Annotated in this window: 23 protein-coding genes and 1 pseudogene; 14 read left to right on the top strand and 10 right to left on the bottom strand. The window is 36.4% G+C overall.

Annotated features, from left to right (window positions below; all coding sequences use genetic code 11):
* Positions 1-7: 7 nt before the first annotated feature.
* Positions 8-598 (bottom strand): YceI family protein, encoded by a 591-nt coding sequence (locus OD757_RS08955; protein ID WP_263031628.1) that lies wholly within the window; start codon positions 596-598, stop codon positions 8-10.
* Positions 599-819: 221 nt separating this feature from the next.
* Here OD757_RS08955 and OD757_RS08950 point away from each other — a divergent pair, with 221 nt between their 5' ends.
* On the top strand, positions 820-1,227 hold the full coding sequence (locus OD757_RS08950; protein WP_005304635.1) for an OsmC family protein: 408 nt from the start codon (positions 820-822) through the stop codon (positions 1,225-1,227).
* Positions 1,228-1,282: 55 nt separating this feature from the next.
* On the opposite strand, the gene tkt is transcribed toward OD757_RS08950, so the two are convergent.
* Positions 1,283-3,271, bottom strand: coding sequence for a transketolase (gene tkt / locus OD757_RS08945; RefSeq protein ID WP_263031627.1), 1,989 nt, complete (start codon positions 3,269-3,271; stop codon positions 1,283-1,285).
* A 538-nt stretch (positions 3,272-3,809) separates the two neighbouring features.
* Here tkt and metK point away from each other — a divergent pair.
* Positions 3,810-4,976 carry a methionine adenosyltransferase gene (gene metK / locus OD757_RS08940; RefSeq protein ID WP_009388655.1) on the top strand — a complete coding sequence of 389 codons (1,167 nt, stop codon included), beginning with the start codon at positions 3,810-3,812 and terminating at the stop codon, positions 4,974-4,976.
* A 118-nt stretch (positions 4,977-5,094) separates the two neighbouring features.
* Here the strand turns inward: metK and OD757_RS08935 are convergent, their stop codons facing one another.
* Entirely contained in the window at positions 5,095-5,349 is a 255-nt protein-coding gene (locus OD757_RS08935) for a hypothetical protein (protein ID WP_009388653.1), read from the bottom strand.
* 258 nt (positions 5,350-5,607) lie between these two features.
* Here OD757_RS08935 and OD757_RS08930 point away from each other — a divergent pair, with 258 nt between their 5' ends.
* Complete coding sequence (locus OD757_RS08930; RefSeq protein ID WP_263031626.1) at positions 5,608-5,805, top strand: hypothetical protein; 198 nt, start codon at positions 5,608-5,610, stop codon at positions 5,803-5,805.
* Positions 5,806-5,867: 62 nt separating this feature from the next.
* Here the strand turns inward: OD757_RS08930 and OD757_RS08925 are convergent, their stop codons facing one another.
* Complete coding sequence (locus OD757_RS08925; protein ID WP_263031625.1) at positions 5,868-6,431, bottom strand: FxsA family protein; 564 nt, start codon at positions 6,429-6,431, stop codon at positions 5,868-5,870.
* A gap of 499 nt (positions 6,432-6,930) precedes the next feature.
* On the opposite strand from OD757_RS08925, the pseudogene blaOXA reads away from it, so the two are divergent.
* Positions 6,931-7,751 (top strand): annotated as a pseudogene (blaOXA, locus tag OD757_RS08920) (OXA-213 family carbapenem-hydrolyzing class D beta-lactamase).
* 65 nt (positions 7,752-7,816) lie between these two features.
* Here the strand turns inward: blaOXA and OD757_RS08915 are convergent.
* Both OD757_RS08915 and OD757_RS08910 read right to left on the bottom strand, forming a co-directional pair.
* On the bottom strand, positions 7,817-8,362 hold the full coding sequence (locus OD757_RS08915) for a GNAT family N-acetyltransferase (RefSeq protein ID WP_263031624.1): 546 nt from the start codon (positions 8,360-8,362) through the stop codon (positions 7,817-7,819).
* Positions 8,359-8,952, bottom strand: coding sequence for a helix-turn-helix domain-containing protein (locus OD757_RS08910; protein WP_009388650.1), 594 nt, complete (start codon positions 8,950-8,952; stop codon positions 8,359-8,361). The genes OD757_RS08915 and OD757_RS08910 overlap by 4 nt, the downstream gene beginning before the upstream one ends.
* A gap of 239 nt (positions 8,953-9,191) precedes the next feature.
* On the opposite strand from OD757_RS08910, the gene ruvC reads away from it, so the two are divergent.
* Positions 9,192-9,737, top strand: coding sequence for a crossover junction endodeoxyribonuclease RuvC (ruvC, locus tag OD757_RS08905; protein WP_263031623.1), 546 nt, complete (start codon positions 9,192-9,194; stop codon positions 9,735-9,737).
* A 4-nt stretch (positions 9,738-9,741) separates the two neighbouring features.
* On the opposite strand, the gene OD757_RS08900 is transcribed toward ruvC, so the two are convergent.
* Positions 9,742-11,202 carry an NAD(P)H-hydrate dehydratase gene (locus tag OD757_RS08900; RefSeq protein WP_263031622.1) on the bottom strand — a complete coding sequence of 487 codons (1,461 nt, stop codon included), beginning with the start codon at positions 11,200-11,202 and terminating at the stop codon, positions 9,742-9,744.
* A gap of 26 nt (positions 11,203-11,228) precedes the next feature.
* Here OD757_RS08900 and queG point away from each other — a divergent pair, with 26 nt between their 5' ends.
* Entirely contained in the window at positions 11,229-12,329 is a 1,101-nt protein-coding gene (gene queG, locus OD757_RS08895) for a tRNA epoxyqueuosine(34) reductase QueG (RefSeq protein ID WP_263031621.1), read from the top strand.
* Positions 12,330-12,416: 87 nt separating this feature from the next.
* A complete protein-coding gene (bioB, locus tag OD757_RS08890; RefSeq protein ID WP_009388629.1) occupies positions 12,417-13,406 on the top strand; it encodes a biotin synthase BioB in 990 nt (329 codons plus the stop codon).
* A gap of 46 nt (positions 13,407-13,452) precedes the next feature.
* Here bioB and OD757_RS08885 read toward each other — a convergent pair whose 3' ends face one another.
* Complete coding sequence (locus OD757_RS08885; protein WP_263031620.1) at positions 13,453-13,665, bottom strand: hypothetical protein; 213 nt, start codon at positions 13,663-13,665, stop codon at positions 13,453-13,455.
* A gap of 64 nt (positions 13,666-13,729) precedes the next feature.
* Complete coding sequence (locus OD757_RS08880; protein WP_009388660.1) at positions 13,730-14,080, bottom strand: hypothetical protein; 351 nt, start codon at positions 14,078-14,080, stop codon at positions 13,730-13,732.
* Between the two features lie 409 nt (positions 14,081-14,489).
* Between OD757_RS08880 and OD757_RS08875 the strand changes: the two genes are divergently transcribed.
* The 5 genes from OD757_RS08875 to OD757_RS08855 all read left to right on the top strand — a co-directional run bounded on the left by OD757_RS08875 (position 14,490) and on the right by OD757_RS08855 (position 20,225).
* On the top strand, positions 14,490-15,062 hold the full coding sequence (locus tag OD757_RS08875; RefSeq protein WP_263031619.1) for a fimbrial protein: 573 nt from the start codon (positions 14,490-14,492) through the stop codon (positions 15,060-15,062).
* Between the two features lie 67 nt (positions 15,063-15,129).
* On the top strand, positions 15,130-15,873 hold the full coding sequence (locus OD757_RS08870; protein ID WP_263031618.1) for a molecular chaperone: 744 nt from the start codon (positions 15,130-15,132) through the stop codon (positions 15,871-15,873).
* A gap of 140 nt (positions 15,874-16,013) precedes the next feature.
* Complete coding sequence (locus tag OD757_RS08865; protein ID WP_263031845.1) at positions 16,014-18,470, top strand: fimbria/pilus outer membrane usher protein; 2,457 nt, start codon at positions 16,014-16,016, stop codon at positions 18,468-18,470.
* Positions 18,467-19,486 carry a fimbrial protein gene (locus OD757_RS08860; protein WP_263031617.1) on the top strand — a complete coding sequence of 340 codons (1,020 nt, stop codon included), beginning with the start codon at positions 18,467-18,469 and terminating at the stop codon, positions 19,484-19,486. Before OD757_RS08865 ends, OD757_RS08860 begins: the two co-directional genes overlap by 4 nt.
* Before the next feature lie 559 nt (positions 19,487-20,045).
* On the top strand, positions 20,046-20,225 hold the full coding sequence (locus OD757_RS08855) for a hypothetical protein (protein ID WP_009388160.1): 180 nt from the start codon (positions 20,046-20,048) through the stop codon (positions 20,223-20,225).
* 161 nt (positions 20,226-20,386) lie between these two features.
* Here OD757_RS08855 and OD757_RS08850 read toward each other — a convergent pair whose 3' ends face one another.
* On the bottom strand, positions 20,387-21,238 hold the full coding sequence (locus OD757_RS08850; protein WP_263031616.1) for a LysR family transcriptional regulator: 852 nt from the start codon (positions 21,236-21,238) through the stop codon (positions 20,387-20,389).
* 94 nt (positions 21,239-21,332) lie between these two features.
* On the opposite strand from OD757_RS08850, the gene OD757_RS08845 reads away from it, so the two are divergent.
* Positions 21,333-22,262, top strand: coding sequence for a DMT family transporter (locus OD757_RS08845; RefSeq protein WP_263031615.1), 930 nt, complete (start codon positions 21,333-21,335; stop codon positions 22,260-22,262).
* 255 nt (positions 22,263-22,517) lie between these two features.
* Positions 22,518-22,982, top strand: coding sequence for a hypothetical protein (locus OD757_RS08840; RefSeq protein ID WP_263031614.1), 465 nt, complete (start codon positions 22,518-22,520; stop codon positions 22,980-22,982).
* Positions 22,983-23,099 lie beyond the last annotated feature (117 nt).

The following is a 23,099-nucleotide window of genomic DNA, read 5'->3' as shown; positions in this document are numbered from 1 at the left end:
TTAAAACTTATTTTTTAGCTGCATTCGCTACAGTTGCTTCAGTCGTAATGTTTACAGTGATCTTATCACCAACATTCGGCACATAGTTTCCTAGACCAAACTCAGAACGCTTGAATGAAGTTGTAGCATTGAAACCAATCGCTGGAACTTTTGCCATTGGGTGTTCGCCTTGCTTGTTTAAAACAGCGTCAAGTACGACAGGCTTAGTTACACCTTTAACAGTTAAGTCGCCAGTAATTTTAAAGTGTTTTTTGTCTTTAGTTTCAACTTTAGTACTTTTAAAAGTAATGTTTGGATATTTAGCTGCATTAAACCAAGCTTCCTCTTGGAACTCTTTATCTAAAGCAGGAACATTTGTATTTACGCTGCTTAAAGGAATAGTCACATTTACAGATGAATTTGCTGGTTTAGCATTATCAACTTTAATTACACCTTGGATATCCGAGAAGTTAGCGCTTGGCGTAGAGAAACCAAAGTGATTCCACGAGAAAACAGTAGCTGTATGTGTTGGATCAATTTTGTAGTCCACTGGCGCAGCTAAAGTAACTGAACTAGCCAATGCCACTGCCAAACCGAAGCTTAATGTTTTAAGATGCATTTTTCGTATCCTTTATTGATATAGTCGTTAGTGTATACATCAAGTAATTTAATTCACCATTCTTTATAAAACGATATGTTTCATCCATGCAACAATAAAAGCGTTACAGTTGTTATTAAAAACCAATATTATAGGTTATTCAGCACCCATTACGTTGCTTCTGAAATTTCTAAATCATTTCATTTTTACTTAGATTTAATTGATTAATAATAAGGTAAAACATGGCTAATACTGCTCAAGCACAAAGTACTTCAACTCCATATCGAGTAACTCTTACCGACCCTTCGGGACATCAATGGTTTGCAGATGAACCAACTGATAAAGGTGGGCAAGATACTGCACCAAACCCAGTTCAAATCTTGCTCTCTGCTTTAGGTGCTTGCACTACCATCACATTAGAGATGTATGCGAATCTTAAAGGAATTAAGATTGACCATGTTCAAGTGGACTTAGCATTAAATCCAAATGGTGAACCAGAGAAAGGCCAAAATAATATTGAACGCAAAATCACACTCAAAGGTGAATTCACGGAAGACCAACACAAGCGCTTATTAAAAGTTGCTGAAAACTGCCCTATTCATAAGTTACTGACATCTCAAATCAATATTCAAACTGAACTTAGCATTTAACTTCTCAAATAAAAAAGCGCTCTAGATAGAGCGCTTTTTTACACTACTTCAATATTTAAGCAGTTAATTCTTTTACCGCTGCAACAACAGCTTCAGTTGTAATACCAAAGAATTGGAACAAGTCTTTTGCTGGTGCAGACTCACCATAAGTAGTCATACCAATTACTTTGCCATCAAGACCAACAAACTTCCACCAGTAGTCAACATGAGCAGCTTCTACTGCAACACGTGCACGGATTTGAGCTGGTAATACAGCTTCACGATATGCAGCATCTTGTTTCATAAATTCTTCTGCACATGGCATAGAAACTACACGTACACCGTCAAGTTGAGCATAAGCTTCCATTGCTAAAGAAACTTCCGAACCAGTTGCAATAATAATTGCTTTTAATTCGCCTTTTTCTTGAGCAAGAACGTAACCACCTTTTGCAACATTTTGAATTTGTTCTTCAGAACGTGTTTGGAATGGTAAGTTTTGACGAGAGAAAATAAGTGCTGTAGGGCCATCTTTACGCTCTAAAGCAGATTTCCATGCAGTAGCAGTTTCTACAGTATCAGCAGGACGCCATGTATTTAGGTTAGGCGTACCACGCAAAGAAGCAATTTGTTCAATTGGTTGATGAGTTGGACCATCTTCACCCAAACCAATTGAGTCATGTGTATAAACATGAATTACACGTTGTTTCATCAATGCAGACATACGTACTGCATTACGCGCATATTCCATAAACATTAAGAATGTAGCAACGTATGGAACAAAACCGCCATGCAATGCAACGCCATTGGCAATTGCAGTCATACCGAACTCACGTACGCCATAATATACATAGTTACCAGCTGGGTTTTCTTGAATGCCTTGGCAACCTTTCCAAAGCGTTAAGTTAGAACCCGCTAAGTCAGCAGAACCACCTAGTAATTCAGGCAATAAAGGACCAAATGCTTGTAATGTATTTTGGCTCGCTTTACGTGTTGCGATGGTTTCACCTTTCGCATTTGTTTCACGAATGAAAGCATCTGCTTGCACTGCAAACTCTGCTGGTAAATCACCGCTAATACGACGAAGTAACTCAGCTGCTTCAGTTGGATATTTTGCTTGATACTGTGCAAATACCGCATTCCAAGCTGCTTCAGATTCAGAACCTTTTGCTTTCGCATCCCATGCAGCATATACATCAGCAGGAATAACAAATGCTTCTTCTTTCCAGCCTAATGCTTCACGAGTTAAAGTAATCTCGTCTTTACCTAATGGCGCACCATGACAGTCTTCTTTACCTTGCTTATTTGGTGAACCTAAACCAATAATGGTTTTACACATAATAATGGTTGGTTTTTGAGTTTCAGCTTTTGCTTCGATTGTTGCTTGACGAATCGCATCAGCATCATGTCCATCTACACGAAGAACTTGCCAACCATAGGCTTTAAAACGCTCTTCTGTATCATCGCTAAACCAGCCTTCTACTTCACCATCAATTGAAATGCCATTGTCATCATAATAAGCAATCAATTTACCAAGCTGTAAAGTACCTGCTAAAGAACATACTTCGTGAGAAATACCTTCCATTAAACAGCCATCGCCCAAGAAACAATAAGTAAAGTGATCAACTACTTTTAAATCATCTTTATTGAACTGAGCAGCCAAAGTCTTTTCTGCCAATGCAAAACCAACAGCGTTTGCAATACCTTGACCTAAAGGACCAGTCGTAGTTTCGATACCTGGTGCATAACCATATTCAGGGTGGCCAGGAGTTTTTGAATGTAATTGACGGAACTGTTTTAAATCTTCAATTGAAAGATCATAACCTGTTAAATGAAGCAAAGCATATTGCAACATTGAACCATGGCCGTTTGATAAAACGAAACGGTCGCGGTTTGCCCATTGTGGGTTAGTTGGGTTGTGATTTAAAAACTCGCGCCAGACGACGTCAGCAATATCTGCCATCCCCATTGGAGCACCAGGATGCCCTGAGTTTGCCTGTTGCACAGCATCCATTGCCAATACACGAATTGCATTTGCAATACGACGTTCGTTTAAAGGGGTCGTCATAAGATCAGAATCCAATTTTAATAGATTGATGAAAAGAAGAAGATGAATAACAATTCAATGCCGCTATATTGTCTTAAAAAAATGGCTGAGGGTAAACCCCAACACGCTATATTTCTTTATTTTTAACCGTTTCTTGGTTACACAAAAATCATTTGGACCTTTAAGTTATACAAAACAGTACTCATTTTCTTAAATGCTGATCCCCTATACGAACAGACCGTTCTATTAGACTTTGATATATAGACAAAATATTTTGAAATTTCTATCTAGACCGATCATGTTTCTTTTCTTTAAAATCCGACTTGCCACATATAATTTTTTTGTTAAGTCATATGTCTAAAAATCACACTAAAAAAACATTATTAAAATACCAATACTTTAAATAAACACTGTTTATATCAATTTTACTAATACACTTATCAATTAAAACACAGTATAAATGAAACAAATTCATGCTTTTTGGTCACTATGAACTGGTCCTCAAGCTCAAGTCGATGTAACATATTATGTCTTTTGAAATAACCAAGATAGGACTTTCATGCGCGAGTACGCTGTTTTTACCTCGGAATCTGTAAGCGAAGGTCATCCCGATAAAATGGCCGACCAAATTAGCGACGCTATTTTGGATGCAATCTTAAAAGAAGACCCATACGCACGTGTTGCTTGTGAAACACTGGTAAAAACAGGCGCTGTTGTACTTGCTGGTGAAGTAACAACGACTGCTAATATTGATGTTGAAGCTGTTGTTCGTAATACCGTTAACGGTATTGGATATCACCACTCTGATCTTGGCTTTGATGGATCAACATGTGCTGTAATCAATATGATTGGTAAACAATCACCAGAAATTGCACAAGGTGTAGACCGTCAAAAACCTGAAGATCAAGGTGCGGGTGACCAAGGTTTGATGTTTGGTTATGCAAGTCGTGAAACAGACGTGTTAATGCCTGCCCCGATTTCTTATGCTCACCGTTTAATGGAACGTCAGGCTGAACTTCGTCGCTCAGGCGCACTTCCATGGTTACGCCCAGATGCAAAAAGCCAAGTTACTTTTGCATATGAAAATGGCAAACCTGTCCGTTTAGACGCAGTCGTTTTGTCTACTCAACATGATCCTGAAATTACTCAAAGTCAGCTTAAAGAAGCTGTTATTGAAGAGATTATCAAGCCGATCATTCCTGCTGAAATGTTCCATGCTGCGACTAAATTCCATATTAACCCAACGGGTATGTTCGTTATTGGCGGCCCTGTAGGTGACTGTGGTTTAACAGGCCGTAAAATTATTGTTGATACATACGGTGGTATGGCTCGTCACGGCGGTGGTGCTTTCTCTGGAAAAGATCCATCTAAAGTTGACCGTTCTGCTGCATATGCGGGCCGTTATGTTGCAAAAAATATTGTAGCGGCTGGTCTTGCTGACAAATGTGAAATTCAGGTGAGTTATGCAATTGGTGTAGCAGAACCTACTTCAATTTCAATTAATACCTTTGGTACAGCAAAAGTTTCTGATGAGTTGATTATTCAGCTTGTACGTGATCATTTCGATTTAAGACCGTTTGGTATTACTCGTATGTTGGATCTTATTCAACCAATGTATAAACAAACTGCGGCTTATGGTCATTTTGGTCGTGAAGGATCAGATTCTGCATTTACATGGGAAAAAACTGATAAAGTTGAAGCCCTTAAAGATGCTGCTGGCCTCTAATATAAAGTCGTAAAAAAGCCCGCCAATGAGCGGGCTTTTTTATAGTTCAAATTTCATAATAAGTAGGGTTTACTCTTCTAGCAACTATCCTTGATAGCCATATCACTTGTAGCTCTGATCAAAATTTATTGTCTTGTCGTTTATCATCCTGATTTAGCACATCAAGTAATGTTGACTGCATTGGAGTATCTTGATGGTTCTGGACATAAATATGGACAACTTTAAATACGACGACAACCGCTAAACAAGCCATCACACAAAACATCCATAAACCATACGGGCTTCGAATATGTTGCGAACCACAATATGGACATGATTTATCAGTTGATGCCACGACTTTGTCGCAACACGCACAATGGTATTGATATAGCATAGGTAACCCTCCTTCCCTCATTTCAACCGTTGTTGTTTTAATAGGTTTGCTACATTTTTAATTTATACATCCTTTATATTTATCCTATGTGAAATGAAAAGATAATTCAATCTGAATGAACAATTGAGTCAATTTAAAAATATTATTAAAATACAAAAAGATAAGTTAAATATTATTTTTTTGCCACTATTTTTCTTATTTTGATATTTTGCCGAATTTGTTAAAATAAATGAATAATCTCCCATTCTAGGCAAATGCATGTCACATACACAGCTCATTAATAAGGGTGGCTTTCGCGAAAGAGCCAACCGAAGCCGAGGTTATCAACAATCTGAAAACAAGCAAACCTCTCTACCTTCGAATAAATATCAACCGCAGCCGAAAGCTCAAGAAGAAACTAAATTAGAAATGGAAGATATTGATTCCACTACTTCGGTTTGCCAGAATAAAGAATAATTTAAACATAAAAAAAGCTTAAACTTTATGGGTTTAAGCTTTTTCATAGCACACTTATTAATTTAATCTTTATTTTTATGCTCTATTTTTTTGTGGTCTGGGGTAACGTCTCGCGCTTCACCGTCAATAATGTTTGAATCATGGTATTGGCCTTGACCGCCACCCTGCTGATTCTGCATATCTTGCATTTGACGCATTAAATCAGCAAATGGGTTTTGTCCCGCAGCATTACCACCCATGCCACCCATCATTTTATTCATCATAGCTTGTTGGCGTTTTGCAAGAGTTCTCATCGCTATATTACGAAATGCGGTTTGAACACCAGGAATCAAAATTAAAACAGCCAAAACATCAGATACAAGACCTGGTAACATTAATAAGAAACCTGCGAACGCATAAGCAAGTTTTTTAGTTACTGTTGGGTCACTACCTAGCTGACCTGTCATCTGCATTTGCTGTAATTGAGGCATAATACCCGCCGTACTTCTGCGAATAAGCCCAAAACCAATAAAGAAAGCAATAATGAACCAAAAGAACACATACCAGCCACTGATGAACTGTGCTACGCCAATCCATACGGCAATTTCAACAATCGCACCCAGAACTACAATAAGAAGTAAATTCATGTAAAACTTTATCTATCTCAAAAAGAAAATTCATTGCAGTTTTATTTGACCTAACCTTATTTAAGTTACATATAAAGATTAGGCATTCCTCTTAGCTTTGATCGTTTTGTCTAATATCAAAGAATTAACAAAAACTATCGCCTCTCTAAGAGTCTGCAATACTAGAGTACATTTGATTTTAACTCGATAAAAACAAACATGCTTTCTTATTAATGAGTGCTGTATCGACTTTATCAAGTGCCACTTTAATCAGATTTGAATTTTTTTACTTTATTTAAGTGAAAACCCCTTCAAAAAAGGAGAATCGCTAGCCAAATAAAGTCTTATCCGCTAAGCAAAATTAGAAGCATTTCTTTGTTTATACTTTATTTTTAGAAGGGTTTAAAAGTAATACCTATCTGTAGACCTTCCTAGTTAGCTTACATTTCACCTATCTAAAGCCAGATTTATTCAAGTTAAAATTAATTAAGAGTATTCCAAACTAAACTTAATCAGACTTATGTATAAAAAAGCGCTTTTCTTTGCAATTGGTACCGCATTTTTATCAGCCTGTTCTTCCCACATGGTAGAACAGCCTCAAACACATTTTATTCCCACCAATAAAAATTCAGAAGAAATTAAATCACTGTTTGATCAGGCACTGACCACGGGTGTTTTGGTGATTAAGCGAGAAAAAGCTGAAGAAGTGTATGGTAATGATCTTAAGAGAGCATCTACCGAATATGTTCCCGCTTCTACCTTTAAAATGTTAAATGCTTTAATTGGACTTGAGCATCATAAGGCAACTACAACTGAAGTGTTTAAATGGGATGGACAAAAACGCTTATTTCCTGATTGGGAAAAGACATGACACTAGGCGATGCGATGAAAGCTTCGGCTATTCCAGTCTATCAAGAATTAGCGAGACGAATTGGTCTAGATCTTATGTCTAAAGAGGTGAAACGAATTGGTTTCGGTAATGCTAACATCGGTTCAAAAGTAGATAATTTTTGGCTTGTTGGCCCACTAAAAATCACACCTCAACAAGAAGCCCAGTTTGCTTATCAATTGGCCCATAAAACCCTGCCATTTAGCAAAAATGTACAAGAACAAGTTCAATCAATGATGTTCATAGAGGAAAAAAATGGAAATAAAATATATGCAAAAAGTGGTTGGGGTTGGGATGTTGAACCACAAGTTGGTTGGTTAACCGGCTGGGTCGTTCAACCTCAAGGAGAAATTGTGGCATTCTCACTTAATTTAGAAATGAAAAAAGGAACACCTAGCTCTATTCGCAAAGAGATTGCTTATAAAAGTTTAGAACAACTGGGTATCTTATAAGTCAAGCTCTATAGCCCAATCATAGACTGGGCTATTTCTTTAATGTTAAAGGTGAACTTAAGGTATTAGCCATCAATTGGATGTAACGGCGTATTTAAATTTAACTGATAAAAAGCAGCATCGAGCCATTGTCCAAACTTAAAACCAACTTGTTTAAAAGTACCTGCATGAATAAAGCCCATCTTTTCATGTAAACCTATACTGGCCTGATTGGTCGCATCAATACAACCAATCAACACGTGTAGCTCGGCTTCTTGAGCACGTTTAATCAACTCTTGCATTAAAATTTTGCTTAGCCCACTACCACGATGTTCATGATGAATATAAATGCTATGTTCAACAGTATATTTATAGGCAGGAAAAGCCCTAAAAGTACCCCAGCTCGCAAAACCCAATAATTTGTCTGTCTCATCAACAATGCCAATCACGGGAAAACCATTTTGTCTTTTTACTGAGAACCAATTTTTCATTGACTCTTCTGAGCGCGGTAAATAGTCATATAGAGCGGTTGAATTGATAATTGCCTCATTCAGAATCTCTAATATAGCCATCGAATGTTCTGCTTCATTACAATCAATTAAACGAAAATTAGAATTGAGGGAATAGATCATAAAGATTCCTTAACGGCAGATACAAGTTGATTAGAGACGACTAAAATATAGCGAGCGACTTGAGATGAATTATTGCTGTATATAACAGGCTGGTTGAGTTGCATTGCCAAGCAATCTCCTGTGCTTAAAGCATAAGAAGATTCACCTAATTGAATATCAATTTCCCCTTCAACTACCCAAAGTTGCTGTTGTACTACTTTTGAGGTTTCACTAATTTCATAAGTAATTCGTGACTGAGCTGGAAATTCAATTTCAACAATTTGAAATGGTGATTTCCAATTTGGCGGTGAAACCTGACGGCGAATATAGCCTGTTTCTGGGTCTTTCCATTCTGATTGTTGACTACGTCGAACGATGGGCTGAGGTGTTTGATTATCCTGTTGGTTAGCGAATAGTTGAATCAAAGGTACATCTAAACCATTTGCTAGTTTTTCAAGAACAACTGCGGTTGGACTCGCCTCACCTCTTTCAATTAAAGAAATTGCAGAGCGACTTACCTGGCATCGTGTAGCAAGAACATCGAGGGTATATCCACGGGCTAAACGTAGTTCTCGTACCTGTTGTGCGATGCGAATATTAATATCGTCCATACACCCACAAACTTAACTTCCAAAATTATAGACAAATATTCCACTAAACTAGAATCTTGTCAATTATTAAAGAATTTTATATTTTTTAGAAATCTTAAAACCTATTCTTCGTAGTAATCCAACTAGAATCTAATGAAAAAACGAAAAATAACCATTCATAAGTAACTTGCTTAAATAACTTATGCAGATCATATTTTGGTATGTAACAATACCTTTAAATTATTTATGTAAGCCTTCGCATGTCTTTGATTATTGGGATTGACCCTGGTTCACGCTTAACAGGTTATGGAATCATTGAAAAAGATGGTAGCAAACTACGTTTTATCGATGCCGGTACTATCAGAACAGAAACCACAGAAATGCCCGAACGCTTAAAACGAATCTTTGCGGGTATTGAACGTATTGTTAAATTTCATGGTCCAACGGAAGCTGCCGTTGAGCAAGTATTTATGGCTCAAAACCCCGATTCAGCCCTAAAACTTGGACAAGCTCGTGGTGCAGCGATAGCCGCTTTGGTCAATTTAGACTTACAAGTTGCAGAATATACTGCGCGCCAAATTAAACAATCCGTTGTAGGCTATGGAGCCGCGGATAAAGAACAAGTACAAATGATGGTCATGCGATTACTTAACCTGACCATTAAGCCTCAAGCAGATGCGGCAGATGCACTAGCAGCAGCAATTTGCCATGCGCATGCATCTGGAAGCATGAGTAAACTGTCTGTCTTGAATGCCTTAGGTGGAATGGCTCGTGGACGCAGCCGCTCTAGCAGTCGTAGACGTTAAAGCTTTATAAGTTCACTACTTGAGTAATGACCTGATTCATTTCAAAAGCCTGTAAACCACGCATACCCTGCTTGGCAAGTTGGTCGCCAGCCTGAGCATGCAGGGTAACAATTTCATGTAATGCAATTGCCTTATGGAGTTGTGCTTTTAGACTTGCAATCATTCCTGCTAGCACATCTCCCATCCCTCCGGTTCCCATACCGGCATTACCTTGCGTACAAATATAAAGATCATCTTCTAATATCAGACTTCCTGCTCCTTTAAGCACCCACTGCCCTGCATATTTTTGTTGTAGGGCATAAATTGCAGAGATTCGATCATTCTCAATCTGAGTAGTGGAACACTCAAGTAGTGTGGCAGCTTCTCCCGGATGAGGTGTCGCATAAACATTTGCTCCCAATTTTTCCGGTTGCCTTGCTAGAAACCATAATGCATCTGCATCTAGAACAATTTCTAGATGTTCACTTTGATTTAACAAATTAAACCATTGTTGGTAGATTTGCTTTGCCCAATCATCGCGTCCCAACCCCATTCCAAAACATACTGCATCAACCTGAGATAAAGTATCTTTAATGGAGATTTCATCTAAGCTATTAATATCGCGGAGCATAATATTGGGTGAACGAGACAAAATAGCCTGATAATGCTTTTGATGACAAATCACTGTAACTTTACCTGCTCCTGCATGAAAAGCAGCCTCGGCAGCCATAATTACAGCACCGCCCATTTGTTCATGTCCACCCACCACCAAAATATGTCCATAACTCCCTTTATGACCAAAGGCCATACGCTTGGGAAGTTTAATATGTTTTGATGTTAAATAAGCTAACGGTTTCAGCTCTTGGTCTACAGGAATTAAGTCAATTAAATGAAGCTTTCCTGCATATTCTTTACCTTGACCTGTAAACAATCCAACTTTAAGTCCTAAAACTGTAAATGTATGATCTGCTCGAATTGCACATGGTAAAGCCTGTCCTGTGTTGGCATTTAAACCACTAGGAAGATCAATCGCGATTTTTAAGCCAGTCTGAGTATTAAATTGCTGAATCACTTGTTGCCAGTCTGCATTCAACTCCCGATTTAAACCAATACCAAACAGTGCATCAATATGACCATCAAAATGCTTTGCAAGTTCAAAACTTTGATGAATCTGTACCAGTTGATCTTTTGCAAATTGCACAGCTTGATGTAAATCTACTGAAGTCCCCACTTCAGCCGCAAATATTTCAACATTCCAACCCGCTTGCTTCAAATAAGCTGCTATAAAATAACCATCACCTGCGTTATTGCCCTGCCCACACCAAACAGCAATATTCCTAATTTTCTGCTCAGTAAAAATCGAAATAAGTTGTTGAGCAATTGTCCAAGCTGCTTGTTGCATTAAACCTAATGATGAGTTTTGCGCCGCAAACCAGCGTTGCTCCCATGCTTGAATATCATCGCTATGGTAAACTACCGTCTGCATATTATTATCCTCTTTCGTTTTGGTTTATGACATCTTCTGATACATCACGCATTGCAGTGCAACAACTTGATCTTCATGAATTAAAAGCATGGATCAAGGCTCAAGCATTAGACTTGGGTTTTGCTGATTGTGTCATTGCAAAACCAGATGCTCAAGAGCAAATGCCTCGTTTTTTAGAGTATCTTGAACGCGGCTATCATGCAGATATGACCTATTTAGAAGAAAATCTAGAAAAACGAGCCGACCCTACATTATTAGTACCGGGCACAAAAAGTATTATTTGCGTTCGCATGAACTATCTGGTCGAGTCGCCAAAACCTCGATATGTACCTTTCGAACCTAACTCTGCCATCATCGCCCGTTATGCACGTGGCCGTGACTACCATAAGGTGATGCGCGGTAGATTGAAAACCCTAGCCACTCGAATTCGTGAAAAAGTAGGCGATTTTGAATCACGTCCTTTTGCCGATTCAGCACCTATTTTTGAAAAATCATTGGCTGAAAGCGCTGGCATGGGGTGGACAGGTAAACATACTTTGCTCATTCACAAAAAGTCGGGTTCTTTTTTTGTATTAGGCGAGCTATTTACATCATTAGATTTACCTTTTGATGGACCTGCAACAGCACATTGTGGTTCTTGTAGTGCATGTATTGATATTTGTCCTACGCAAGCCATTGTAGAACCTTATATGCTGGATGCTAGGCGATGTATTGCATATTTAACCATCGAATATAAAGGAATTATTGCTGAAGAATTACGTGCTGGTATTGGTAATCGAATTTTTGGTTGTGATGATTGTCAATTGATTTGCCCATGGAATAGTTTTGCGAAAACTGCTTCTATTAACGATTTTAATCCTCGGCATGGCTTAGACAATATTAATCTACTCGATATCTGGCAATGGGATGAAACTACTTTTTTGGCAAATACGGAAGGCAGTCCAATTCGTCGGACAGGTTATCAATCATTTAAACGTAATATTGCCATTGGTTTAGGTAATGCGCCCTACTCAACGGAAATTGTAGCTCAACTACAAAATGGCAAAGTTTTGCATGATGAGGTTGTTAATGTGCATATTGATTGGGCAATTGAACAACAACTCAACCAACTTAAGCTATCAAATTAAAAAAATGATGTTTTTTGCCCTATAGCTTTAATACGAATTCTGTATGATTATGTGTAGTGAATTAATGCCATCATCATGGATATGACAATGACTCTACGTAATGATTGGAATCGTGAAGAAATCCAAGCTTTATATGAACAACCCTTTTTGGATTTAGTTTTCAAGGCTCAGCAAGTACATCGTGAGCACTTCACTGCCAACGCGATTCAGGTCAGCACCCTTTTATCTATTAAAACGGGTAAATGCCCTGAAGATTGCAAGTACTGCTCACAATCCGCACATTACGAATCAAAATTAGAAGCAGAAAAACGTATTGCTGTAGAAAAAGTAATTAGCGAAGCTAAAGCTGCAAAAGAATCAGGTTCTTCACGTTTTTGTATGGGCGCAGCTTGGCGTAACCCACATGAACGCGATATGCCTTATGTTTTAGAAATGGTGCGTGAAGTAAAAGCTTTAGGTTTGGAAACCTGTATGACTTTAGGTATGCTTAACCAATCTCAAGCAGAGCGCCTACAAGTTGCTGGTTTAGATTATTATAATCACAACCTAGATACATCTCGAGAGTACTACTCTCACATCATTAGCACGCGTACTTTTGATGATCGTTTAAATACTCTAGATTATGTTCGCCAAGCTGGCATGAAAGTTTGTAGTGGCGGCATTGTAGGACTAGGCGAAAGCCGTGATGACCGTGTTGGTTTATTACATGAATTAGCTACCCTACCAATTCATCCTGAATCTGTGCCAATTAACATGCTTGTTCCAATTGAAGGAACGCCGTTAGCAGATGTTGAAAAGCTTGATGTAATTGAATGGATCCGCACTATTGCAGTTGCGCGCATTATTATGCCGCATAGCTATATTCGTTTATCTGCTGGTCGCGAGTCATTAAGTGATTCAGATCAAGCATTAGCATTTATGGCAGGTGCAAACTCATTATTCTCTGGTGATAAATTACTCACCACACCAAATGCAGGTGAAGGTAAAGACCAAGCATTGTTTAATAAACTTGGCTTAACTGCAGAAAAACCAAAACCAACAGTTGCTGACTTATCTGTAAATGCTATGAGCGCATAACGTAAGACAGTAAAATAAAAAGCCCTGATTTTTCAGGGCTTTTTATTTAAACAGAAGTAACTAAAATTCCATAAGTGGCATTAAGAAAAGTCCCCACTCGAATAATATCTTTTCCTGCTACATGCGTTACAGACAACTCTTGGCTCAATACATCAAAATTAAAGGAATCGAAAACATCCTGATGGTTTAAAAGCCAAGTTACTGTATCTGCTATATTATCATCCGCTATATAAGTTAAAGCCTTAAAGTCTTTACTCATAAATTACTCTTAAAAAATAAATTTTATGAATTTTATATGAGTTGACTCTACCTTAAAAGAGAAACTAAGCTGCTTTAGGATTCACTAAAGAACGACCAGACAATAAGCTTGACAAGGCTTGTGGTGAAAATTCCAAAGAAAGTACATGATTCTTGAGATTAACCGAATGCTTACTGATCAGTGGAAGTAACCCTTCTTCTGTTTCAAAGACATATTCATCTGCAATATTTAAGATACCCTCAAGATTAGTTGTACTCGAAGCAAGATCGTGACTAAAGATGTCATAAATCGTTTGTAAGTTAAACGATGTTTGCTGCTCCGTTGGGTGCTTAATCAGATAATCCTTTAAAAACAAAACTAGTTTATGAGCAAAGAAAAAGTAATTAGGTTTATAGCTATACTTCATACTATTCATGGAACGGAACTCCAGATTATCTTTTATTGAATTACAACTAAAACAGTAGGAATTGAATCTTAAAAAATTCTTAAAAAATAAATATATTCACAAGATAAATTAAAAAATAATTTTTATATAAAAAACAATAAGTTAAATAAAAATCACAAACCATTCCTAGCTTAAATATTTCAAAAATAAATTAATTCAATAAAATACAAGTACTTAAATATTGCTCATTTTTTAATTTTATTTTAAATAATAAATAACAACATATTTTACCAAATGATAAAAATATATATTTTTAAATATCCATTAATAAAAATTATTTATCAAAATATATATAAATATAATGTTTTTCTTGTTTTTTAGTTGAAAAGTGATATATTTCCTTCGCCTTACTTAAGCAGAATAAACTTGCTGAAAAGTAATGGATTTTATTTTAAAAGGCTATTCTGGGGATTTTATGAAAAAATTTATTTTTATGGCGGCGGTTTCTCTCTTAAATATGACAAATGCACAAGCGGCAGATGGCACAATTACTATTAACGGTCTTGTCACGGATAATACTTGTACTATTGATACTGGAGATAAAAATTTAACAATCAATCTGCCTACAGTTTCATCTCAAACCTTAAAAAATGCAGGTGATGTAGCCGGTCGTACTCCATTTCAGATTAATTTAATGAACTGTACCTCTGCTGGCAAAGTTGCAACTTATTTTGAGCCGGGTGCTACCGTTGATTTTAATACTGGGCGTTTATTAAACCAAGCAACCTCGGGCGGGGCAACAAATGTGAATATTCAGTTGCTAGGTAGTAATAACGCTGTAATCCCTGTACTCGCTACAAGCACAAATGGAACTCAGACCAATTCACAATGGGTGAATGTTTCGGCAGGTGGTGATGCTGACCTGAACTATTACGCTGAATATTATGCTACAGGTGCTTCTACTGCGGGTACGGTAACGTCACAAGTAAAATACACCATTATTTATCAATAAAATTGGAGCTTCTATTGTTAAATAGAAGCTATCTCCTATCTATTATTCATCACTGAGAATATGACTCATGCTTTTTCGTGGTCGTAAGTTTTTTTGGGGATTAGTTTGCCTACAGGTAGCACTATCTACCACAGGTCATACTGAAATTGTTTTACATGGAACTCGTGTTATTTATCCATCAAATGCACGTGAGATCACATTACAACTGAGTAATAACGGTACAGCCCCCTCTCTTGTTCAAGCTTGGATCGATGATGGAAATGCAAAGTCGACTCCTGATGAAGCAAATGTGCCCTTCATTATTACACCACCAATTTCACGTGTAGAGGCAACTAAGGGCCAAACTTTAAGAATTACAGCTCTACCTAATGCTTCCCAATTGAGTCAGCAACAAGAATCAATTTTTTGGCTTAATGTGTTAGATATTCCCCCTAAACCCGAAGGAAAAGCTCAACAAGACCAAACCACCTCTATTTCTAATAATTTTTTACAGCTTGCTGTTCGCTCACGAATTAAGTTTTTTTATCGCCCTATAAATCTAAAAGAAAATATTGATCAACTCACTGAGAAAGTTCAATGGAAAATGAATGATCAATATCTAGTAGTGAAGAATCCGACCCCCTTCTTTCTTACTATTAGCTCTATTTTTCAAGGAAGTGAAGGTCATAAAACAGACTTATTACAACAAGGTTTAATGGTTGCGCCTTTTTCAGAAGATAAAATAAAACTAAAAAATAAAAATTTAGCAGATATGAGCTTTGTATATATCAATGATTATGGTGGAAGAGTTGAGCACCCAATAAAGTTCTAATCTTACTGAATGATTTAAGAAAACCTAAATACCTATCATGAATAGGCTCTAAAACTATGTCTAAATGGTTTACACCTTATATATGTTTAAAAAGCCCTTTTACTTGTTATGTGGCCTCAAGTATGGCGGTATTTACGCCTTTGGCTGCATATGCTGAGAATAATGTTGATATTTCAGGTTTCTCAAAAGCAGAGTTTGATAGTAATTTTTTAGTAGGTAATGCGCAAAAAATTGATATTGGTCGTTTCAAATATGGAAATCCAATACTACCTGGTGAATATAGCTTAGATGTCTATATTAACGGGCAATGGCTAGGAAAAAGACGTATGCGCTTTAACGCTCAGACTCCTAACGCAAATGCCGAAACCTGTTTCACAGAAGCCATGTTACTAGAATATGGCGTAAAAGCTGATGTGCTTAGCCAACATTCTCATGCATCCTCTCTTTCTTGCGATGCACTAGGTCATTGGATAGATAATGCTTTTTATTTATTTGATAACTCTCGTTTAAGAATTGATATTTCTATACCACAAGCCGTATTAGAAAAAAATGCACAAGGCTATATCGATCCATATCTATGGGATAGAGGTATTAATGCAGCTTTTTTGACATATAACGCGACTGCTTATCGAATAGTTAATGAAAAATATGAAAGCACTTATGCCTTTATGGGAGCAAATTTTGGAGCAAATTTAGCGAGTTGGCAATTTCGCCATAATGGACAATGGAAATGGCAAGACCATACTGATTTTCAATCTGATAATTCTTCTTATACTTCCACAAATACATATATACAAAAAGCATTTCCAAAAATTCGGGGTGTTCTGACTTTAGGAGATTATTTTACTAATAGTGATTTTATCGATTCTTTACCGTATCGCGGGGTAAATATTTCAAGTGATGACCGAATGCTTCCAAACAGTATGCTCGGTTACGCCCCTAGAGTGAGAGGTTATGCAAAAACCAATGCGAAAGTCGAGGTGAGACAACAAGGTAATTTAATTTATCAGACTACCGTACCACCCGGAAACTTTGAAATTAATGATCTTTACCCAACCGGATTTGGAGGTGAGCTACAAGTTTCAGTAATTGAATCTAATGGAGTCATTCAAAAATTCTCTATTCCCTATGCTTCTGTCGTCGAAATGCTACGTCCGCAAATGAGTCGATACTCTTTCACTTTTGGTCAGTTTCGAGATTCAAACCTGAGCCTAAATCCGTGGCTAATTCAGAGCAAATATCAGCGAGGAATTAATAATTACCTCACCACTTACGGTGCAGTTCAAGCGACCAAACAGTATTTGTCGTTATTACTAGGTACAGCTTTTTCAACACCCATTGGTGCTATTTCTTTTGATGCCACTCAGTCAAAAGCTGAGTTCAATCATCAGCCCAAAATGGCAGGACAAAGTTATCGTTTAAGTTACAGTAGATTATTTTCTCCAACAAATACTAATTTAACATTAGTGACTTATCGCTATTCAACAGAAAACTACCTCAAATTGCGTGATGCAATTTTAATTCAAGATTTACAACAACAAAATATTGATAGCTTTTCCGTAGGTAAACAAAAAAGTGAATTCCAGATTACTTTAAATCAAGTTCTTCCCAAGCAATGGGGAAATTTTTATTTAGTGGGTTCATGGATAAACTATTGGAATCATTCCACAAACAATAAGCAGTTCCAATTAGGTTATAGCAATCAATTTAAAGATTTAACTTATAGTTTATCTGCAATTACTAGCGAGATTGATGAAGGAACTACTCGCGCGAGTCGAGATACACAGTACCTTGCTTCTTTATCTTTTCCATTAGATTTTAAGAAAAACTCTCTGACTTTTAATAGTGTTATTGGTGAGGATAGTCAAACTTTAAGCTTCAGTGGCTTTACAGGAAATCGCTTAAATTACGGCGCATCAATTTCCTCTCAGGATCATAATCAAACCAACATAAATATTAATGGTACCTATAAAACAAACTATACAACATTAGGTGCTTCATTAAGTCACGCAGATTCATACCAACAAGAAATGCTTAACTTCAGTGGCAATGTTGTTGCACATTCTCAAGGAGTTCTATTTGGGCCAGATCAGGCTCAAACCATGGTAGTGGTCTATGCACCAGATGCGACTGGAGCACAAGTCGCTAATACACCAGGACTCAGTATTAACAAAAAGGGATATGCAGTTATTCCGTATGTTACGCCTTACCGTATGAATGACATCAGTCTTGACCCACAAGACATGTCCAGCCAAGTTGAACTTGCTGAAAGCAGTTTACGAATTGCCCCCTATGCGGGCTCGATTAGTAAAGTTCAATTCTCAACAAAAAAAGGTTATGCACTTTTTATTAGTACGACAATGTTAGATGGCTCACATTTGCCTTTTGCTGCACAAGTTTATAACCAGAATAATGAAGAAATAGGGATTGTCGCGCAAGGCAGTCGCATTTATTTAAGAACACCCTTAACCCATGACCGTTTATATGTGAAGTGGGGCGAAACGAGTACTGAAAAATGCGAAATTGAATACGATATAGCGGATCAAATAACACATAAAAACCAACCAATGATTATGACAAAGGCAGTCTGTAAATGAATAATATTTTAAAAAAAATTGGATTTTTGGCAGTGAGCCTATTTGCTTATAGCCATACAAATGCAAATTGTAATTTAAGTAAAGGATTTACTACCGTCGATATTCCAATGACTATAGGTAAAATCGTAGTAAAACCAAACGATCCAATAGGAACGATCTTACAAAAAAATACTTTTACAATTTCACCCAATAATTCAACTGCAACATGTAATCGTGCAAGTGATCAAATTATTGCAGCTCTTCCCTTAAATTATCCTATTAGTCCTATCGGTAATAATATTTATGCGACTAATATTCCCGGTATTGGTATTCGTCTTTACCGCGAAGCTTCCGATGCTTCAGATTTTTCAGGCTATTATCCCTATAGACGCACATTAACCCCAAACACGCCATATACACTTTCCCCAGGGTATTTCGTGATGGAGGTTATTAAAACTGCTGCAACTACTGGTTCTGGTGCATTAGTCGCTGGTCGTTACAGCACCTATTATGTATCAGGACAACAGAACCGCCCATTTTTAACAACAACCGTATTAAGTAATAGCCCTATTCTTATTGCGTCCTCATCTTGTGAAATTCAAAATGGTGTAGATACACCGGTTCAACTTCCAACAGTGATGAAATCAGGCTTTAAAACTATTGGTTCAACCCAAGGAGAACAGAGTTTTAATCTATCAATCTTATGTAATGGTGGCGAAAACAACTCTGGTATAGCCACAAGTAACATGATTAGTTTAAGTTTTGATTATAATTCTGATATCTCAAATAATCAGGTGATTAACAATAGTGCCGCGAATTCAATCAGAGCTAACGGTATAGGTGTTGAACTATTATGGAATATGAATGGAGCAAATAAGCCGATTCAAAAAGCAACTAAGCTAAATATAGGTATGGTGAGTTCCAACCAGACTATAGAATATGATATTCCCTTAACTGCACGTTACTATCAGACTGCCGCCAATGTAACCTCAGGTGAGGTTAAAGCCACAGCAACTGTGACCATTCAATATGATTAGCCTCCATCTATAAAAACACTAAAATTTAAAAAGCTTGAGGCTACTCAATAAAGTCAAAAATATTAATATTTTTGACTTTGTAGTTATATTAAAAAATCACATAAAAAAATGCTCATAAGCAAAAATAGCAAATGAGCATTAGTGATAACCACTTAACCTGAAATACAAATTGTGGGAAATAGATCACAATTTGCATGGGTATAATTTCAAAATTTGGCTTAAAGATCAAGTCTTTTTTTTATCAAAAATTTAAAAAAATGCAATAAGATATTGTTTTTACAAAATTAAAAAAATAAATTTAATCTATAAAAACTATTTTATAGTGTTTCTAAAGAATTATTATTCTATTAATTAATAAAAACTTAACTTTAAGTATATGTAAAAAAAGTTCATACAATTTATAAAATTAATATTCATTTTAATTTCATAATGTTAGATCAAAAAGTCAGAATTTGAATTATGTAGAATTACATAATTAATAATAAAAAAAACATAAATAAATTTAGAAATCCCCTTCAATTGCAAATAATATCTTTTAGACTTTTTATCAGAACGTAACATGCTCATTTTTTGGAAAATATTATGTATCTTATTACTAAGTCTAGGCGCTACAAGTATAGGTTTTGCGATTAGTAAAATTGATCTTTTTCTTTTTTGTATAGGTTTACTTTTATTAACCTCATTTATCTTAGCTTTAAAGCAAGCACGTGAAGATGCAGGTTTCTTTCCTGATAATTAAAATATGAACAAGAGTAACAACAGAAATTTAAGTTAGAAATGAATCTATTTGGAATAAAGCTGCCTCCTAGTAATTAAAAAAACTTACAAAATCGACTACCGACTGTTTGAATAAAACAGCTCTAGACTAATAAATTATCTAGCTCTCTTATTTTTTAAGATTTATATTTTATAAGGCTCGAAGCAACTCACAAGAAAGTCCATCACCACTCGTATTGCTGGCCTATGCCGTAAATCTTCATGTGTTACTAACCAGATTTCCGCGCTCATAGGATAATCATCTTGTAACCTTACTAGGTTACTGAGTGCTCCTAAAAAATCGGGTAAGACAGCTAAACCGACCTCCCCACATGCGGCTCTCCACTGCAACTCAGGATGGTTTGTAACCATTATAGGTTCTTTATTGCCTAATCTTTCTTTTAATTTTTGTTGTTTTTGACCATGTACGCCTCCTACCTCTACACTAATCCACTCATAGCTTTCAGGATCAGTGGAAGCTAAATAATTTGGAGCAGCATATATCCCAAAAGGAATTTCACCTACTTTGCGAGCAACTAAATTCTCATCCTTAGGACGCCCAAATCTTACCGCAATATCAGCTTCACTATGCTGTAAAGAAACATAATGAACATCTCCCAGTACACGTAATTTTAACTGAGGATAATGACGATAAAATCTTCCCAGATGAGGCATGATGAGGTGTGCAGCAGTTAAGGGAGGCATACTAATAGAAACACTCCCCATCACTTCTTGCTGTCCAGCCTGAGTTAAACGTTCAATAGAAAAAGTTTCTTCCATCATACGAGCAACCACTTGAGCAAGACGTTCCCCATCAGGGGTGAGAATGTAAGTCCGTGGTCTACGGTCAACTAATTTAAGTTTTAAATTTTGTTCTAGCTGGGCAATTCTTCTAGATACTGTTGCATGATCTACACCTAATTTTCTTGCGGCAGCTGACAGTGACTTCTCTTCGGTAAAAACTGAAAAGTAATGTAAATTTTCCCAATCGATCATTGTGCAAATTTTCACATAAGAAGTGTATTAATACGGAATTGTACACCTTTATAGAATTATCCAGAATAAAACCTTTCTTAATGGGAGCCTGTCCATGAACAGAACGGTGGCTTATGCCTATGCTGGCGTTGTATTAACGATGTTTTTTTGGGGATCAGCATTTAATGCCATGTCTTATATAATTCATCATATGCCTCCGCTATCTGCTGCATCTGAACGGTTTTCAATTGCAAGCCTAGGCTTACTTCTGATCTTTTCAATAACAGGAAAATTAAGATGGGCAGCCTTAACTCAAAATTTATTTATCTATCTTATTATTGGGGTTATCGGTATCGCGGGATTCAACATAGGTTGTTTTTATGGCTTACAGACTACATCTGCCGTAAATGGTGCTTTAATTATGGCAACTACACCATTAATGACCCTATTAATGACAATTGTTTTAGATGGTGAAAAACTTACCCCGAGTAAATTTTTAGGTGTTTTATTTGGCTTAAGTGGCGTTTTACTGGTTATTAGTCAGGGACATATAACCACTTTACTTCACCTCAAAATAGACATTGGAGATCTATTTATATTATTAGGGGCTTTTGGATTTTGCTTAGCAAATGTTTTATCTCGCCGCTATGTAAAAAATGCCACACCACTAGAAACAACAACTTTTTCTATGATGTTCGGTGCAATAACACTTAGCGTGTTGAGTATGATATTTGAAGACCCTCTTACAGCCATCGCCTCTGCACCTGTAAATGCGCATTTGGCCATGGGCTACGTCATTATCTGCTCTACCATGATTGCTTATTTATTTTGGTTTAATGGCATACAAAAGTTAGGAGCTGGACGCGCTTCCGTCTTTTTTAACTTTGTACCCGTGTTCAGTATGCTGATCGCCCTACTTACAGGTCAGTCTCTTAATAGCTGGCAATTAGTAGGAACGGCTTTAGTCATGCTAGGTGTAATGAGTAGTGGAGGTTTTATAAAAATTAAAAGCACGCCTCTTGTAGTGAAACATTGTTCAAAATAGGAAATATGCTGCTACATTAAAAATTCTATATTTATCATGGAGCAGCATTTTTCAAATATAAAATAGAAAAATTATTTACCTAATAACTTCTTTAATTTTATAAGTTTTATTTCTACTAATATCTTTTTACATTTTTTATTATTTATCACAAAAGCTCATCTTAATTATTCCGTTGTAACAAATAATGTATGTTTCTTTAAAACTTAATAAAAGATTGCCATATATAGTTTTAAAATAACCAACGGAGATATTAAAATGAAGCTGGATTTCACAACAATTGAAAAGCAAGCTAAATTGCTACAAGAAGAGCAAGAAAAATTAGGGCAACAAGATCAAGACTTTCAAGTTGCTTTAGATAAGCACAGAGAATCTTTAAAGAATTTATTTAAAGAGCTTTTCTCTGATCATGAAATTAAAACTGAAAATGGAGGTCATTTTTGTGTAACTTTTGGAGATTTTAAAATTTCTTTATTGATTGAAACTGCTAAATTTGAAAATGGTGTTCCTGTAAAATTAAATTCGGTAAACCCCGTTATTATTAAATGTAAAAAAGATAAGCCGATTGCGAAAGCTCAGTTTACTGATGCAACACAATATCTAGATAACCATTTAGAAGCTCCAAACTATCAGTACTATTATAAACAAGATGATAAAACCCAACTGGTTCAATTTTCTGAACTTCCAAATTTTTTTCAAACGATATTAGACACCAATGTATAAAGTCAGGCCCTCGATAGAGGGCTTTTATATATATTATTTTTTTATCATATAAATCTATTAAAAATAAAATCGGCCTAATTATTTTTTTCTATTTATCTATGAAATATTTAAGTAACT

The organism is Acinetobacter sp. AYS6 (assembly GCF_025630795.1).
Taxonomy (GTDB): Bacteria; Pseudomonadota; Gammaproteobacteria; order Pseudomonadales; family Moraxellaceae; genus Acinetobacter.
The sequence above is the reverse complement of the archived record's forward strand: the minus strand, read 5'-3'. Positions and strand labels throughout refer to the sequence as shown.

Excerpts from the sequence above, each read along its gene's own strand:
- OD757_RS08955 (WP_263031628.1), bottom strand. The coding sequence starts at position 598 with ATGCATCTTAAAACATTAAGCTTCGGTTTGGCAGTGGCATTGGCTAGT.
- OD757_RS08950 (WP_005304635.1), top strand. The coding sequence starts at position 820 with ATGGCTAATACTGCTCAAGCACAAAGTACTTCAACTCCATATCGAGTA.
- tkt (WP_263031627.1), bottom strand. The coding sequence starts at position 3,271 with ATGACGACCCCTTTAAACGAACGTCGTATTGCAAATGCAATTCGTGTA.
- metK (WP_009388655.1), top strand. The coding sequence starts at position 3,810 with ATGCGCGAGTACGCTGTTTTTACCTCGGAATCTGTAAGCGAAGGTCAT.
- OD757_RS08935 (WP_009388653.1), bottom strand. The coding sequence starts at position 5,349 with ATGCTATATCAATACCATTGTGCGTGTTGCGACAAAGTCGTGGCATCA.
- OD757_RS08930 (WP_263031626.1), top strand. The coding sequence starts at position 5,608 with ATGTCACATACACAGCTCATTAATAAGGGTGGCTTTCGCGAAAGAGCC.
- OD757_RS08925 (WP_263031625.1), bottom strand. The coding sequence starts at position 6,431 with ATGAATTTACTTCTTATTGTAGTTCTGGGTGCGATTGTTGAAATTGCC.
- OD757_RS08915 (WP_263031624.1), bottom strand. The coding sequence starts at position 8,362 with ATGATCTATTCCCTCAATTCTAATTTTCGTTTAATTGATTGTAATGAA.
- OD757_RS08910 (WP_009388650.1), bottom strand. The coding sequence starts at position 8,952 with ATGGACGATATTAATATTCGCATCGCACAACAGGTACGAGAACTACGT.
- ruvC (WP_263031623.1), top strand. The coding sequence starts at position 9,192 with ATGTCTTTGATTATTGGGATTGACCCTGGTTCACGCTTAACAGGTTAT.
- OD757_RS08900 (WP_263031622.1), bottom strand. The coding sequence starts at position 11,202 with ATGCAGACGGTAGTTTACCATAGCGATGATATTCAAGCATGGGAGCAA.
- queG (WP_263031621.1), top strand. The coding sequence starts at position 11,229 with ATGACATCTTCTGATACATCACGCATTGCAGTGCAACAACTTGATCTT.
- bioB (WP_009388629.1), top strand. The coding sequence starts at position 12,417 with ATGACTCTACGTAATGATTGGAATCGTGAAGAAATCCAAGCTTTATAT.
- OD757_RS08885 (WP_263031620.1), bottom strand. The coding sequence starts at position 13,665 with ATGAGTAAAGACTTTAAGGCTTTAACTTATATAGCGGATGATAATATA.
- OD757_RS08880 (WP_009388660.1), bottom strand. The coding sequence starts at position 14,080 with ATGAATAGTATGAAGTATAGCTATAAACCTAATTACTTTTTCTTTGCT.
- OD757_RS08875 (WP_263031619.1), top strand. The coding sequence starts at position 14,490 with ATGGATTTTATTTTAAAAGGCTATTCTGGGGATTTTATGAAAAAATTT.
- OD757_RS08870 (WP_263031618.1), top strand. The coding sequence starts at position 15,130 with ATGCTTTTTCGTGGTCGTAAGTTTTTTTGGGGATTAGTTTGCCTACAG.
- OD757_RS08860 (WP_263031617.1), top strand. The coding sequence starts at position 18,467 with ATGAATAATATTTTAAAAAAAATTGGATTTTTGGCAGTGAGCCTATTT.
- OD757_RS08855 (WP_009388160.1), top strand. The coding sequence starts at position 20,046 with ATGCTCATTTTTTGGAAAATATTATGTATCTTATTACTAAGTCTAGGC.
- OD757_RS08850 (WP_263031616.1), bottom strand. The coding sequence starts at position 21,238 with ATGATCGATTGGGAAAATTTACATTACTTTTCAGTTTTTACCGAAGAG.
- OD757_RS08845 (WP_263031615.1), top strand. The coding sequence starts at position 21,333 with ATGAACAGAACGGTGGCTTATGCCTATGCTGGCGTTGTATTAACGATG.
- OD757_RS08840 (WP_263031614.1), top strand. The coding sequence starts at position 22,518 with ATGAAGCTGGATTTCACAACAATTGAAAAGCAAGCTAAATTGCTACAA.